Source organism: secondary endosymbiont of Ctenarytaina eucalypti (assembly GCF_000287335.1).
Classification (GTDB): Bacteria; Pseudomonadota; Gammaproteobacteria; order Enterobacterales; family Enterobacteriaceae.
Window position 1 is genome coordinate 459,153 of sequence record NC_018419.1, and the last position, 14,644, is coordinate 473,796.

The following is a 14,644-nucleotide window of genomic DNA, read 5'->3' on the forward strand; positions in this document are numbered from 1 at the left end:
CCAGGCACTCAAAATATCCCTGGGCTAGGGACAGACTCTTCTTGGCAAGTGAGCTCAGCCCATATCTTAATGGTCTTTGTACAGCACAAAGAAACGTCGAGGTATCTTCTGCATTGTGCACATCACTACTTCTTTTCCTATGAATGACAGATGGCATTAGCCGCTCACACATCAGTATGTTCAGCGTGAATGTTGTCGGCGAATATTAGCAACAACACCAAGAGGGTCTTGTAAGGATGTTCTAGAAAAGCCTTAGGTCAGCGGAAAGATTACGTAAGCCTGGGATTTTTATGTCGACTCAACGTAACACTAAGATCAGCGAACAACACCACCCGTTGTCACATCGGATCGGCAGTCTAAAACTGATGCAAGCTAATTACCCCAACAAGCTACAGCGTAGCTTAACTTTTAAAGTTTAGTACCCGCTCTTCCAACAGAAAAAGGCCGATGCTGAGTCCGTCGTGCTCTACTTTTCTCAGTGTCGGTAGCTATATTTTCGATCACTATAGCTCATTACATGCATATGCTCCAATATCACCTCTAACTATTTACAGCATCAATGAACCCATTACGTACTCCGGCTAGTTTTAGAAACATGCATATCTGTCCGTCGCCGGCAATGTATATTGTAAAGATTGCTGATGCACTAAGGAGGCATTGTATGACCGCGCATCATGCTGTTTTATAATGAAGGTTTTCTAGAACATCCTGCCCCTTCACATGCGAGCGACACATACACGAGGTTGATTTAGCAACCCGACACCAAGCACGATGAAAGTAACGGGCATCCTAATCAGCGTCAGCCAGAGCTGCTCTGCTTGCTGGTTGGTGTGCGTTATTAACGCTGGCAGAAAGAGTAGCTCTACGGCCATGCGATGCGCTCTGTTACGTCATCGCGTTAAGAGAGGTTATCTCTCGTTCTATATGCAGTACGGAGCTCACATATCCATCTGTTTCGTCAGAAAACTGTATACTAATAAGTCGTGTTGTACGTAGGCCAATCAATACTTTTAAAATTATTCTTTGCTATAGACACTATCTTTTTAAATAATTGTGGCGGAATGAATCAAGGCGTATTACACTTTAACTTTCTTCAACACATTGACTTTGGTCGTCACCACCAGGTTGAAGGTAAGGATCTAAGTGGCAGCAATGATTAGTAAAAAATGATAATCAGTTATACATGTGCTGCAGTAACGAAAACAGTCATGTCTCGACTAAAAATACTTCTGATCAGTCGTCTAACTCTACGTAACTATTGATGAGCAGGTTAGCTCGGTAGCGCTAATAGTCAAAATGATTAACAGGTTGAAGCTATTAGAAGTATCGAATATGGTCGCATGCGCTAATAGCGTTCCTCTCAGCCGGAAATTTTTTAGATCGGCTCACTTATGCAATACATACATCAGACAGCATTAAAAAATTAAAATATTTAACGAGCTCTTATTGAATAATCTATGTCTTTATCTAATAACTAGGTTATATCGTATTTTACGTACATTGCGCTCTTACCCTATCCTACACTTCCCAGCTCTGGCTACGCACGTATAAAATCTTGACTATCAGTCAAAAAATAACATTAGCTCGCATGTAACAACTCTCGTAACAAATTTTTTTTTCTGTTAAAATAAGCAGCTTCCCCATTCCAAGTAATCAGTTATCTCCGTGGAGATCCTGCAGTGACCGAAAAACTCTCTCTTAGTTACAAAGATGCGGGTGTCAATATCAAAGCCGGAAAAGCCTTGATAGACCAGATTAGACGTGTTGTAAAACAGACTACACGCCCGGAAGTGATGGGTGAACTAGGTGGCTTTAGTGCTATGTGCGCACTGCCGAAGAAATACCGCAAGCCAATTCTAGTATCAAGCACCGACGGCGTCGGGACTAAACTACGTCTAGCTATGGACTTAAAACGCCACAATACCATCGGAATTGATTTAGTGGCAATGTGCGTTAACGACCTGGTTGTTTGTGGTGCTGAGCCATTGTTTTTCCTTGATTATTATGCCACTGGTAAGCTAGATGTCAATACTGCAGTTACGTTAATCACTGGAATTGCTGAGGGCTGCCGGCAGTCCGGCTGCGCTCTCGTAGGTGGAGAAACAGCTGAAATGCCGGCCATATATCACGCTGAAAATTATGACATCGCTGGTTTTTGCGTCGGTGTTGTAGAAAAAGCAGATATTATCGACGGAAAACACGTTCAAGCCGGCGATACCCTTCTGGCACTGGCCTCAAGCGGCCTGCACTCCAACGGTTACTCACTGGTACGTCAAATCTTATTTTTTAGTCAGACCGACCCCGAAAAGACGCGGGTGGGGGAACAGTTGCTAGCGGATCAACTATTGATGCCGACCCGGATTTACGTTAAAGCACTGCTATCCCTTATCAAGCAGACTAAAGTGCATGCGATCGCACATGTGACCGGCGGTGGCTTCTGGGATAATATACCACGTGTTATTCCAACTGGTAGCCAAGCGGTGATTAATGAAGACAGCTGGAAATGGCCGCCGGTTTTCCATTGGCTTCAGAAAACTGGTAACGTGAGTCGTCATGAGATGTACTGTACTTTTAACTGCGGCGTAGGTATGGTTATCGTCGTACCCTCGGCTAGTACCGATCAGGCGCTCAGTATATTAATTAGTCTAGGCGAAACCGCCTGGGTGATCGGAGAAATTCAACCCGATAATGGAGATCCCAAAGTCATTATCCGCTGATGCAATAATTAGTTTTTCTCTAGTGCAATCAAGAGACTATAGATGTTTAACAACCGTCCTGGAGAAATAAAATCGCCTCACCCTGCATGCTGCAGTCACCAGAAATTTCGCCGCCTACACTAATTGTCGTGAGGATTTTTTGATTCATTTATAACTCTTCTATCGCACCCTACATTTTAAGTAGAATAGAACGTTTTAAGTGTGTTCTTGTATATTACAGCTTAAATTACATGACGTTACATTACCGATATCAAGCGATTTATATAACATAAATGAAAGCATATTCTTATTCAATACAGTGATCAAGAAGGGAGGTGTTCTTTTTGAAAGTATAAGTTGCCCACTGAATAGGGAAGAATGGCTTAAGTAGCCGCTAATCGCGTTTTAGTATGCAGGTTACTAATGCCAGACGACTTTAAGGATCGTTTTACGAGAAAAAATATTTCATCTGAAAATGTACGTGCAACAACTGTAAGCAATAAAAGAGTTGTCGCATATCTAGAGAAACTCACCTAAGTATTTTTTTTAAACGTAACATAATGTCGTGATGCCCACATGAAAATCTTCTTCTAATAAAACATTAAAGAAAATAGCCTTCTGCTCTATTATTTTATCATTAACCTGCATTGGCTTTGTTAAAAAATCAAAATTTTCGATCTGCACTACCTCAAATGACGGTATGTTCTTTCCAAGAATTAGCTTTCATAGCATAGAAAACTTTTACAGTAGCCCACTAACTGATTTATAAAAAGATTCTCAATCAGTACACATATCTGATAAAATAGATAGAGAGGTCAGATAATTCTAGATATAGATAGAGAAAACACCTTCTAAACATTATATTCAAGGTATTTCTATTTAGATCAGGGCCATCATGAGAGCTGAAAGAATAAAAATCATTAAGTCTTTTTCTGAGCGCTTTACAGGGCTATTTACTACATTTTTTAAGCTATAAAGCTCCATCCAAAAAAAACCAATCTGTTTCTAGTACGCTTGTAAAAACAGTGAATATCAGCATCGAAACATACATACACGGGAACATTATCGAGTGCGTCACTGGAAGCAGTGGAAGTACAAGTATGTCGTAAAGAAAAATAGAAAAGTTAAAGGACTCATATTTTGGGAAAATGCACAGTAAAGTATACGTGCTCTCTTATCATGAATAGTGCGACCCCTGAAATTATCTTTTCCCATTTTTCACATTATGCCGGATTATATAGCAAGGTATAGGTAAAGAAATTCTAAAAACGCAACCTGACATGAATGAAAGTATACATTACTGTTATCATGCTCTTTCTATAAAAAAGCGCCTGATCCTACTGCAGCAGTATGTATAATATTACCAATCTCCATACTATCAGCGCCACGGCGTGATTAAAAACCAACCTCTAATCAGAGACAGCGATGCCTGAAAAAAGACAGAAAAGTCATCATCCCCCGCTCCTTATCTAAAGCGGCTATATTTATTTTGGCTTAAATGCTTTCGCATGCTGATCTAAATCTGTATGACTATGCACAAAAAATCAGAAAAGTAATCAACACGGTTAAAAGCTTTAACCCGATTAAGCTATGAGGCATACCCGAACACCCTTACGAATCACATCATATACAACCCTGCTAAGCGTTAAAGTATCGTAAGCTCTCCTTGATGCAACCAATTCAAAATTAAAAAAGCGACATTTTTTTGCTTAAATATATAGGTAGAAAAGCTCTTTACTGTTAAAAAAAGGAAAGATATGAACCATTCTGCTAAATGGCAACCAAGTGCATCCATGTCCACTTTATTAAAGCGAAATAAAATTATCCAGAAGATCCGGGAATTTTTCAGTGATCGCGGATTTCTTGAAGTAGAAACACCAGCCATGAGCCGCGCAACGGTAACCGATGTTCATCTTGTGTCGTTTCAAACTCGCTTTATTGAGCCCGGCGCCACTGATGGCTTATCTCTGTATTTAATAACTAGTCCTGAATATCACATGAAGCGCCTGTTAGCAGCCGGCAGCGGTCCTATATTCCAGATTTGCCGAAGCTTTCGTAATGAGGAATCCGGTCGTTATCATAATCCAGAATTTACCATGTTAGAGTGGTATCGTCCCAATTATGACATGTATCAGCTAATGCATGAAGTCGACGATCTATTGAAGATAATCCTTTCTTGCAGCAGTGTGGAAACGTTTTCTTATCAAGAAGCATTCACTCGCTATGTAGGGCTTGATCCTTTATCGGTGGATAAATGGAAGCTTTATGAAGCAGCAGTTAAATGGGATCTAGGTAACGCTATCTCAAAGGAAGAGGATCGAGACACCCTGCTACAATTGCTCTTTAGCATGATGGTCGAACCCAAGATCGGACGAGATAAGATCGCATTTGTTTACCATTTTCCTGCTTCGCAGGCTGCGATGGCGGCAATCAGTACTCAAGATCATCGGGTAGCCGAGCGGTTTGAAGTCTATTTCAATGGCATTGAGCTAGCCAATGGTTTCCATGAATTAACTGATGCGCCCGAACAGCGCCAGCGGTTTGAGAAAGATAACCGCAAGTTAGTAGAAAAAGGGTTAACCGAAAAGCCTATCGATGAGAATTTACTAGCAGCACTTTATCAAGGCATGCCGGCATGTGCTGGAGTGGCGTTAGGAGTAGATCGACTGGTTATGCTGGCACTGAAGGCCGAGTGCTTAAGTGATGTAATCGCCTTTCCACTTGAGCGATCCTAAGTGCAGGTGTTCTTCCTTAGCTGCACGCCCGCTTTCGCCACAGCTCTCTCCTCAAATTCAAAAAAACGGAACATAAAACCATACTAATTTCTGCATATTGTAACACCAGATTCCCCGTGTTCCTTCGCTCTTGATGTGAACTATTTATAAGGAAGCCGAAGGATCTTCAGTCATTAGAGCAACCTACTTTCCCTCATGATACAGTGGCCGATCGGGAAGCATGCCAGTCTTGATCTGATCCTTGCGCAGCTGAAAGGGGGGGAAAGGTAATTCCATACCATGTTCTCGATAACCTTCTAAGATCAGTGAGTGTACCTGATGGCGCAGTGGCATCCGGTGTCCCATTTCCGCAGCGTGCATCCGTAGCTCAAATAACGGCAATCCCTGCTGTAAATCTACCAAAAAAGCCTCTGGCGCCGGTAATTCCAATACCAGAGGGCAGCTTCGCGCCGCCTGCACCATAATGTAGGTTACTTGTTCAATATTGGCGCCGGCAGGAGCGGGAACGCTTAGTACGACACGTGTTACAGTATCTGAGAGCGACCAATTAACGAACTGTTCCGTGATAAATGCCTTGTTAGGCACGATAATTTCTTTTCGATCCCAGTCGGTAATAGTCGTAGCACGGGTGTTGATACGCGTAATATTCCCGGTCAAATTGCGAATAGTTACTGTATCGCCAATCCGAATCGGCTTTTCAAACAGAATCATCAGACCGGAAATAAAATTAGCGAAGATTTCCTGTAGGCCAAAACCCAGCCCTACACCTAATGCCGCCACCAGCCACTGCAGTTTCGACCATTCGATACCGATCATAGAAAATCCTATAATCCCGCCCAGAAGCATTAAACTATATTTGGTCAATGTAGTAATTGCATACCCCGTTCCAGGGGTCAAATCCAAATGCTGCAGCAATACCAGTTCTAGTAGTGCGGGTAGGTTACGTACCATCTGAGTGGTGATAATGCAAACTAGTACGGCGATCAGCAAAGCGCCGAGTGTAATAGGTTGCAGGCTATCGACTCCCTGAATAGTCGATGTGGCATCCCAGAGGGTAATGTTTTCTAAAAAGCCGAACGCTGAATGCAACTCCGACCACAATATAATTACTGACAATAGAGCAATAAGCGTCAGGATTGAACGTACCAGCTGTAGCGACTGCGCGCTGATGGTATCAAGATCTAGTACTTTTTCATCGACTTCAGCAGCAGCATCGTTCAACTGGGATTGCGATAGATCTTCTTCATTTCGTGCCCGCTGGGCAAGCATCTCTGCCCGGCGCTGCTTTGTTCGCTCAAAGGCAATACGCCGTCGCTGGATAAACATCCAGCGACGGATAATGTGATAGATAATCAGCAAAAAGAACCAGATCGCAACCGAGGTTTCCAATCGTGCCAGCAGCGCCAGCGCAGTCGCTAAATGCCCTAGGCACACAGCAGCGGCCGCAAAGATGGGCGCGCAGATCATTGCATTCCATAAGGAACGGTTGACAACATTATCTCCGGAGCCATGTTCATCAAGATATAGCGGCAACCCTGCTCGCTTCAGGCTGCTTGTTACAAGCGCCAGGCAGGCACACAACAAGAGACAGCATAATCGACTTAGCGTACCGGCAAACTCCCGCTCGCTATAATGATCAAAGGATATCAGCGCCATAATCAGCGGCACGATCATGCCTATAGAGAGCGTGTAGTAGCGCATCGCGCGCTTTACCTGCTTTTGCGGCCAGTTAAAATGTACAATAAATAACCCCTTCGGACGCGCAAAGTGGGCGCATACCATAAATACCCATAGCACTGGCCACGTAGCGCTGAAGCCGTCGCCGATGGCGACCGCTATCGGGTACGGCCAGGCCTGGCGTAAGCCATATCCTAGCGCTGCCCATAGGACTGGTAGCGGAAGGGCAACTAGAACAGACAAAAAAACATTACGCAAGGTCAGATAAAAATGATCCTGATTGACCTTTCCCACGCGTCTACTGGAGCGCTCAAGAAAAGCGTGATAATGTCCTCGTGAACTGAGGCTGAAACCAACTAGTAACAGCGCCCCAAAAAGTGCAATCAGCGTTTCCTGACTAGTCAGAATCAGGCTAAGCGCCTGAGTCAATTGGCTGAAGGTATCCAGGGTCACTATCCGACGCAGATCCTGTCCGACCTGCAGCGGGTAGGAAAGGAAACTAATAGGACTCACATCAGCCACCCAGAATAGATAGCGATGGGCAGCCTCCTGGATCTCATTCATCGCTTCTTCAAGCTGGCTATTGGCTACTTTTAGCTTGGTAAGCTCTAGGATCTGGGTATCACATCCAGTCAGCAGCGCATTAAGAAGGTTACGTTGGGTGGAAAGCTGTGCATGCAGGATACGGCTCTGCACCGGCGTCAGCGGAGAACCGTCATCCTGTTCACCCTGGGAAAGCTGAGGCAACTTGTTCATTAAGTCTTCAAAATGCAGGCGCTGCACGCGCAAATGGGCCATATAGCTGTCGAGCTGCTGTGGTTTAGGCATCTTTGGCAGCCTGGAGACCTGGGCGCGCAGGATTTCTCCCAGTGCCGGGGACTTATCTAGCCATTGCGCCTGCTCGCGCAGCGTAGTGAGCGCCTGGCGTACCTGCAGTATTTGCAAAGTAGCCTGGCGTTGTTGAGAGGCGATGAGATCCATGCGCTGTGCCTTTTGGGTCAGGGCGCTGGACAGTTCGCGATTAGTCTGCAACGGTGTATTAATCGACTTGGGCAGCTCACCGAGCTGCGCCGCTAGCCTTTCAGTATGCTCAATAGCCTGTTCTGCCTCTTGCTGACGCAGACTATTCACTTGATTGCGCAGCGACTGAAGTACTTGTTCTAATCTATCATAGCGTTTTTTGAGCAACTCAGCGCGCAGGCGTGACAACTCCTGGCGATTATTAGCGCTTAACTGTGCCAGATCCAGTTCTGCTACCTTAAGTCGCCGTGCAGCCTGCTCAGCCTGTAGCGAGGTAGCCTGCGCTTTTTCCAAAGGCGTGCTGGGAGTAGGAAGAGCCTGGAGCTGTTGTTCCACATCGCTTAGCGCCCTGCGAGCTTCAGTTTGCTGCTGAGGGAGCAGACCCAGCGAGTAGCTAATGGCACGGGACTGGTCCTGCTCTTGCTGTAATTGTCCGGCTAAATCCATCAGTTGACTATTGGCGGTTAGCAATTGTTGATTCAGTTCACTGCTGGGAAGCTTAGGGAAAAGGCTGCTGGGTTCATTCAGTGTGCGGTTTTTTGTATCCCACATCTGTCGGGGAAGAGACGGAAAATCATCGATAGCCTTTTGATACTCCTGTATTTTAGCGCTAGATGCTTTGGCTTCGGCGAGGGCATTTAGTGCTGATTGAAGCGCCTCAACAATCGGCGCCTGGTTCGGCGCCATTTTATCATCTAGCGCCTGCTGAAGATCCTTTTTGAGCTGGCCCTCTTCTGGTAGCAGTTCGGCGAAGGCCCCGGAGGCTAAGAAACCCCCCAATAGAAAAAGCATAATCAGGCGCAATGTGAGGACTCTCTTGTTAACCGTATATGTTCAGGAAAGCGTGCTATCGGTTTGCGCGATACCGTGAGCCAGCCGCTGACCAACGCGCGTCACATATCTGGTAGATATATGTTCGCCTAGCCGTACAGTGTTTCTGTTGAATAGATTAATAATAGTCGAGCCCATCTTAAAACGCCCCATTTCACGTCCTTTTAGCATCACTAACGCCTCAGAAGTGTCGGATGTCGGATAACGCCAAAGTTTGATAATGCTTTTTCGTGGTGGCGTGACAGTACCTGCCCAGATGGTCTCGATACTACCAACAATAGTTGCACCTATCAGAATTTGGGCCATGGGGCCAAAATTAGTCTGGAATAGGCAGATGACTCGCTCATTACGGGTAAACAGGTTAGGAATATTAGCCGCAGTCAGTAGGTTCACTGAAAATAACTTGCCTGGTACGTAAAGCATTTCGCACAGTAAACCGTTGCAAGGCATATGAACGCGATGATAATCACGCGGCGCCAGATAGGTCGTCACGAAACTGCCATTGTAAAAATAAGTGATCATGGACTCATGGCCGACTAACAGCGCCTCTAGACTATAATAATGCCCCTTCGCCTGAAATAGTTGCCCTCTTTGGATGGGGCCAAGCTGTGAGATCATCCCATCCGCCGGGAAGACTATCACCGAGGGGTCAGCATCAATGGGTCGCACGTCTTCGCGCAGTGAACGGATAAAGAATGTATTAAAAGTCGGGTAGGCTGCTATGTCCGGTTGCTCCGCTTCCTGCATATCGACCTTATAATATCGCACGAACAGCTTTATAACCCAACGAGTCAGCCAGGCCCCGCGGCGTTCCGCGCCCCACCCCGCCAACGCCGTCAGCCAAAACTGAGGCATTAAGTATTGTAAAGTAATTTGAATCTTGTCTAGCACTGGGACCTCTTTACATGTGGAATGATAGAATCAAATAGAATTTGTAACAAATTATCTGCTCAAAAGACTATATTTACGCAATGTAAACGCTATTTAACATTTTCTTATAGCGTAATAGAGCATTAAACGGCATGACTTGTTGCATCGACGCACCTGAGCCTGGCTGCGTATCGTACCCGCGCAGACTTAAAAAATACCTAGAATCTCTTCACCTTACCATGGGCACGTCAGCCCGCAAGATACAGCAATAACCTGTTCTGTATTTTAAAGCATGATTGACACTCTTCCGACGCTAATTTTTAGCCATGCGATGCTCTGATCATATTATGGCTGCAGCTAATATTTTGCTCACCCCGTAGCGATGAGATTAGCAACTGCATTATCTTCTTCAAAAGAGCACTATGGCAGTAATGTGTAGCATAAGCGTTGTCAGTAGATGCCTACCTGCTTTTCAGTTGATTTTACTTTATCAAAGACGAGTGAATTCTTGATAGCGCCATGCGATAAAGGAGAAAAGATAATTTCATGTATCTCACCATACGCTGCTAAACAGCGTTCATGCCATACTCTATGTTTTTCGATATCATATGATCGGATCTGTTATGCGCCTTAAGAAAAAATTTCTTAGACCATCACTATAACAAGGATGAAATCACTGATATCACCGCGTCTTGACCTTCTAATGCTTATGCGTGCTGTATATTTTCTCGCGCTCTGAGCAAAGCATAGTCCTGGTATCTTGGCGGCAGCTTTATCAGTATAACAATCGAATCAATTAAGCATTATAAAGCCCTCCGCGAGAGGGCTACCCCTGCATCATGAGCACTGTAGTGATGGTTTTCCCTTATGCGGACAGACAAGTTCTCGCCATGGCATTCAAGAGCCGGTTGCTATTTCATTTATGCAGCACAATACGCCAACCTCACTACTCCGTACTCTTAGAGAGAGAATCGACTTGAGGGCTGTGTTGTGCGTAAGCCAATGAGAAATTTTAAACTGCACCTGTGGAATAGAACCTATGTATTGCGATGCATGTTATGAGATGACGCCATGATTACTGAAAATGTTGACTGATTCAATTAATCTATTTTCAGGTTATGCTGTTACCAGCAGATCATGGCTCATGTTGTTTGCTTTACAAACGTCGCATCTTGTGTATGAAGATGATTATTAGTGCAATATATTAAAAATTACTATCTAGTACGTATAATCCTCATGTTGAGTTGAAAGAGATAGATGCAGCATTTGTTTACGAACTGCCAGAGAGTACGATTTCACTTTGCCATAGGAACCTATGATTTATCAGAAAGGATGTTCCTTGACTGCATTAAACTCTCGAAGGTTATAAAAAAAAGAAGGCCTCGGTGAACGTAGAGGATATCACCTACTACTCAAGCATTAGCAGCAGAACGGTGCGACTGTTACGACACTTTACATAATCAGGAAAAAATAGATAGCAGGGCCTCAACAAGCATGATGCACGTAGCTATCTGAAGCGTCACTGGGCGTAACGCTTCAAGCGCCTTAGACTAAAAAGAGTAGATCGTGCTACCCAGGTATCCTTAGGTAGAGGCGATAGTGCATTTTCAAGGCTCTGGTTCTCTTTTTCTGGCACTATCGATAGCCTTCCCGTTTAGCCTGAAGGTCAAGTGGGCGCTTTTCTCTCCCTTCAGACAGCGACATAGAATAACAAAATTCATCTGACCAGCGTGAGCCGACAAAAGTCGAAAAAACACTATTTAGCATTGAAAAAACAAGGGATGCAATGCCTGACATGCAAAAAATAGACTTTAGCTAAGTACGGAATCTCGCTGATTTTTTATAAGAATACCGAGTAAGATGCCTAAAAAAGAACAGGCATGCATAAACGCGGGTGAAAGACATAGCCTTCAGAAAAAAGAGACGCGTTAATAAGCACAGGTAAGAAAATGAATTCCTCAGAGAAACATGCTAAACTGCAGGACGCCGCTCTTTTCTTTTATGAAACACAAGACAGGAGCGCAGTGGTAAGACGCCAAAAGACTAATACAATCGTATACCCCCGACAGATACAATGAAAAGGCTATAGCTGCGCTGCAGCCTGAGTACGAATACCCCGCACCATAGCCTCAAGCCCCTGAAGCCGAGATGGCGTTAAATGCTGAGTGAGCGCCAGCATGTCGAAAAAAGGACGAACGTCATAGGTAACGATTTCCGCCGGCATCATGCCCTGATAGAGCATAAAAACCATAGTGATAAGCCCTTTTACTATGGCAGAATCGCTGTCACCGTACAGCTGAACACTGCCGTGGTCATCTATTACTATGACAATCCATACCCGGCTTTGACAGCCGGGTATAAGATGCTCCGGTGTCCGCATGCCAGTCGGCAATGACGGTAAATGGCTCCCTAGCTCAATGATATATAGGTACTTCTCTTCCCAATTACCACATCGAGAAAAATTACGTAACAACTTATCTTTCATTAGATAGATTCGCCATCTTATGCTTACTCCCTGCTTGAGTATCAATCAGTCTAGCAAACTCTGCACTCGTAATAGACCGGATACTAACCGGTCAATATCTTCGCGGTTAGTGTACATTGCTAGAGAGGCACGGCACATGCTGGGCACCCGAAAATGGGTCATCAACGGCATGGCGCAATGGTGGCCAGTACGAATAGCTATGCCATACTGATCAAGAAAGCTGCCTACATCATAGGCATGATGCTGCCCCAAATTAAAAGCGATTACGCCGATACGAGCATCGGGCCCATACAGGGTTAAGCTTGGAACCTGATGCAGTGCTTCAAGCGCATAGCGCATCAGCTCATTCTCGTAAGACTGAATGTTATTAAGCCCAATCTGCTCAACATAGTTGATGGCAGCGCATAGCCCGATCATGCCGGCTGTATTAGGCGAACCCGCCTCAAAACGCCAGGGCGGATCGTTAAAGATCGTGTCTTTGGTCAAACTAACAGTACGGATCATCGATCCACCTCCTTCCCATGGCGGCATCGCGTCCAGTAGCGCTTTTTTAGCGTAGAGAACACCAATGCCTGAAGGACCATACAGCTTATGTCCAGAGAACACATAAAAATCGCAGTCCAGCGCCTGTACATCTACTGTCTGATGCATGATGCCCTGCGCGCCATCGACCAATACAACCACTTCGCTTTCAGCACGCACCGAGGCAATCAGCTCTTGTAGTGGATTACAGATACCGAGAACATTGGATACCTGAGTGATAGCGAGCAAGCGAGTACGCGCATCGATCAAAGCTGGCAATCGAGCAATGTCGAGCATTCCATTGGGAAGCAAAGGAATGTATCGTAGCGATAGTTGCTTTTCCTTGACCAGCATTTGCCAGGGCACAATATTCGCGTGATGCTCCATTTCGGTGATGATAATATTATCACCGGACTGTAGATTGTGGCGCCCCCAGCTATTGACTACTAAATTGATTCCTTCAGTCGCGCTTTTGACGAAAATAATTTCATCCGGTAACGCAGCATGAATAAAGCACGCCACCTGTGCTCGTACGCTTTCCATGCGAATCGTGGCTTCATTGCTTAAGGTATGAATACCACGGTGAACTGCGGCATATCCCTGTCGATAATACTCGCTTTGAGAATCAATAACGACGTTAGGCTTTTGCGCGCTTGCTGCACTATCGAGATAAGTTAGCGGCCGACCATTCACTCGCCGTGCTAGAATAGGAAAATCAGACCGGATGCGAATAATTGGATAGGTCATTCTTCCTCCTCCTCTGTAAATCATTGAAGATACGCACCAACCAGAACCGTATTATGCACTGCATCGTAATTAATCGCTTCCATTCTTGTGATCGAGAAAGAATGCATTATCATCTTCTGGGCGTTATCTTGGGCGATGCCGTTCGAGCGTAGGTAGAATACCTCTTTCTGTTCGATCAGGGCAGCAGTCTCTTCGTAGTCACATTTCGCATTATTAATGTACATTATTTCTAGCTGGAATTTTCTATCGACCACCATCGGTTGAGCATGCAGCCTGTTACTTTTCATCACCTGACCCCCAGTCTTAATCACATATTTCGTTATGTTAGTAAGGGATATTGAATCAATACGTACCGCAATTGCAATCTATCACCAGATCTGGCAAATGGTAATAGGCTGTCTTGTATTCGAGAAGCACTGAAGGCATGCGTGATATTCTGCACCGAAAGCAGCAGAGGAGAATTGATCTCAAGATTGCACTCTGGACTGTGAAGTCGTATGCTGCTTTGATGCTCAGTTAAGCTTGAGCCAGGATCAATGCACTGCTATTTAGCGCTGCATCTAGTGGGCGCACAGCGATATCGTAATAAGCTTACTAATTGCTAGAGCACGACTTGCCAAACCTGATTTTTATGGATTATCGCTCTATTCTGTCATGGGAGGCGCACACAGATTACAGGGTGCCCTGCCAGATGTCCTGGGATGCCTATATCGACGTAATGTTTGATTAAAAAGGATTCATCTCTTTGCTTCGGCACGAGTATCGAGCTACCGTCTGTAGCTTAATATGCGCAGAAGAAGTCTTTTAGACCACCAGGTTCATCAAGACAGGAATGCGACAGCATGGCTAGAATAATTTTCTCTACTACCTTTATCTTCTGTAAAGCAGTCGCGCAAACAGTCGCTAGTATACACTAAACCGTAGGCGTCTAGCGTCAGGATTCGTGTATCGCAATCAGCGGAAGCATAGCCACCGGGGCGTGTATCTGTGCTCAAAACCTACACTAACGTCTCATTAATCTAGGATCTTTACATAGCTCTTATTTTTAGTAAGCCACCTAG

The 14,644-nt window shown here is 44.9% G+C and carries 9 protein-coding genes; 2 read left to right on the forward strand and 7 right to left on the reverse strand.

The features are described from left to right. Window positions 1-716 precede the first annotated feature (716 nt). Window positions 717-872 carry a hypothetical protein gene (locus tag A359_RS04380; protein WP_014887989.1) on the reverse strand — a complete coding sequence of 52 codons (156 nt, stop codon included), beginning with the start codon at window positions 870-872 and terminating at the stop codon, window positions 717-719. 807 nt (window positions 873-1,679) lie between these two features. On the opposite strand from A359_RS04380, the gene purM reads away from it, so the two are divergent. Together purM and epmA are read left to right on the forward strand one after the other, a co-directional pair. Beyond that, window positions 1,680-2,717, forward strand: a complete 1,038-nt coding sequence (purM, locus tag A359_RS01200) for a phosphoribosylformylglycinamidine cyclo-ligase (RefSeq protein WP_014887990.1) — start codon at window positions 1,680-1,682, stop codon at window positions 2,715-2,717. 1,736 nt (window positions 2,718-4,453) lie between these two features. After that, window positions 4,454-5,431: an elongation factor P--(R)-beta-lysine ligase gene (epmA, locus tag A359_RS01205; RefSeq protein WP_014887991.1), complete on the forward strand. Its 978-nt coding sequence runs from the start codon at window positions 4,454-4,456 to the stop codon at window positions 5,429-5,431. Between the two features lie 183 nt (window positions 5,432-5,614). On the opposite strand, the gene mscM is transcribed toward epmA, so the two are convergent. The 6 genes from mscM to A359_RS04385 all read right to left on the reverse strand — a co-directional run bounded on the left by mscM (window position 5,615) and on the right by A359_RS04385 (window position 14,578). Next, window positions 5,615-8,920 (reverse strand): miniconductance mechanosensitive channel MscM, encoded by a 3,306-nt coding sequence (gene mscM, locus A359_RS01210; protein ID WP_014887992.1) that lies wholly within the window; start codon window positions 8,918-8,920, stop codon window positions 5,615-5,617. A gap of 42 nt (window positions 8,921-8,962) precedes the next feature. Continuing rightward, window positions 8,963-9,850, reverse strand: a complete 888-nt coding sequence (gene asd, locus A359_RS01215; protein WP_014887993.1) for an archaetidylserine decarboxylase — start codon at window positions 9,848-9,850, stop codon at window positions 8,963-8,965. A 2,062-nt stretch (window positions 9,851-11,912) separates the two neighbouring features. Continuing rightward, a complete protein-coding gene (sufE, locus tag A359_RS01220) occupies window positions 11,913-12,314 on the reverse strand; it encodes a cysteine desulfuration protein SufE (RefSeq protein ID WP_014887994.1) in 402 nt (133 codons plus the stop codon). Window positions 12,315-12,359: 45 nt separating this feature from the next. Beyond that, entirely contained in the window at window positions 12,360-13,583 is a 1,224-nt protein-coding gene (gene sufS, locus A359_RS01225) for a cysteine desulfurase SufS (protein ID WP_014887995.1), read from the reverse strand. Window positions 13,584-13,603: 20 nt separating this feature from the next. Further along, the gene (locus tag A359_RS01230; protein ID WP_044104474.1) at window positions 13,604-13,870 is read right to left on the reverse strand and encodes a SufD family Fe-S cluster assembly protein; all 267 of its coding nucleotides are present in this window, start codon (window positions 13,868-13,870) and stop codon (window positions 13,604-13,606) included. A gap of 534 nt (window positions 13,871-14,404) precedes the next feature. Continuing rightward, a complete protein-coding gene (locus A359_RS04385; RefSeq protein WP_160142715.1) occupies window positions 14,405-14,578 on the reverse strand; it encodes a hypothetical protein in 174 nt (57 codons plus the stop codon). Window positions 14,579-14,644: the final 66 nt, after the last annotated feature.